Source organism: Megasphaera paucivorans (assembly GCF_900103535.1).
Lineage (GTDB): Bacteria > Bacillota > Negativicutes > Veillonellales > Megasphaeraceae > Megasphaera_A > Megasphaera_A paucivorans.
The window spans coordinates 1-1,718 of sequence record NZ_FNHQ01000069.1 but is presented as its reverse complement, the minus strand read 5'-3'; the positions used below and the strand labels follow the sequence as shown (position 1 = coordinate 1,718).

Sequence of the window (1,718 nt, the reverse complement as noted above, 5' to 3'; positions counted from 1 at the left end):
TTAGTGTCTTTGTTAGCACTTAACACTATACAGGAATGAGGTTCCTTTTCCTATGGGCCTCTTAGAGTTTACACATAAAATTTTATACTATCATTCGACTCATTGGAATCATACACAAAGAAACTATGCATATGACATAGTCAGGTATCGCATATACGTACAAGTTGTGTTTTATTATGCAAAATCCATTGCGATCTTAAAACAGCAAATAAGATATATATTACTAGTATTATTGTAACTGCTCAGTGCCTACTTTTAATTACGTAACCACAGACTTAATTCTTTTTTATTAAAAAGACAAGTGACTCCCACTAGGAAAACTGCGATGATTCCGCATCCCGGAAAACCCCAGCGTCCTCCTATATGCTGCATAAGTGTACCGGCATAAAAATTTCCGATTGGAGTCGATCCTTGATTTAAAAAAGAATATACACTCATTACTCTCCCTCGGTGCATATCATCCGAATTAAGTTGAAATATAGAATTCCCCATATTCATAAATACTAAATTAGAAAAACCAATACCCGCAATCAAAATAAAGGCTAATTCATAATTATGAACTGCCAGCATACTCACTTGTGCTGAGAGGGTAATCATAATGCTAATAATAAATAAATTTTTCTTTATACCTTTTGCTGCTCTTGCCGACATAAATATGGCACCAACCATTGCCCCTATTCCCATAGCACTCATTAGCGAAGTATATGCACCGCTTCCTCCTTGTAACACCTCATTGGCATATACTGGGACAACTACATCTAAATTCATGGCGAATGTACAAATAATCGCCATGAAAATGACATTAAATTTTAAATTTTTATTTCCTTTAATATATATAATGCCTTCCTTCATTTCCTGTAAAAGATGAAATTCTTTCATCCCATTATTTGTTTCTGCCGTTGTTTTAATACAAATCAAACTAAGTAAAACAGCAAAAAAACTAATACTGTTCAATAAAAAACAAACACCAACCCCGTACCGAACCATAATAAGCCCCGATAATACAGGACCTATTATCTTAGCTAAATTTGTAATTGTTGAATTTAAAGATATCGCATTCATCAGGTGATCACTGCCCACCAATTGAATAAAAAATGACTGTCTGGCCGGCATATCAAACGTCTGCACCATACCGAAAAAAGCACTTAATATCAAAACATATATATAATGAATATGCCCTGTATACATGAGCACCGTGAGGCAAACTGCCTGCATCATAAATAAAAACTGAGTAATGAGCAATACTTTCTTCTTTGCAATTCGTTCCACAATGGCCCCAGAAAATAATGCAAACACAAGCATGGGAGTAAACTGGCTCACCCCAATCAAACCCACTAAAAAGGGCGAATTAGTAAGTGTATATACCAACCATACCTGTGCCGTCCGCTGCATCCATGTTCCACATAAAGAAACACATTGTCCCAACCAAAAATACCGAAAATTTTTATATTGCAGCGAAGAAAATACATTTTTTATAAAAGCTGTTATAGAAAAAATCAAGATACGTTTCTCCTCCACCCCGGGAAATCCTTTGTCCAATTGAATAAAAATAAACCAATAGAAATATTATATACTGTTTTATACTGATAGTAGTATAAATTGTACAACTGTATCAAGTCAAATTAGATAGTATAAAATTTTATGTGTAAACTCTAAGAGGCCCATAGGAAAAGGAACCTCATTCCTGTATAGTGTTAAGTGCTAACAAAGACACTAAA

General features: G+C 34.5%; 1 protein-coding gene. It reads right to left on the bottom strand.

The window, feature by feature from the left end; translation table 11 throughout:
* Positions 1-255: 255 nt before the first annotated feature.
* Positions 256-1,500, bottom strand: a complete 1,245-nt coding sequence (locus tag BLR11_RS13850) for an MFS transporter (RefSeq protein ID WP_218118837.1) — start codon at positions 1,498-1,500, stop codon at positions 256-258.
* Positions 1,501-1,718: the final 218 nt, after the last annotated feature.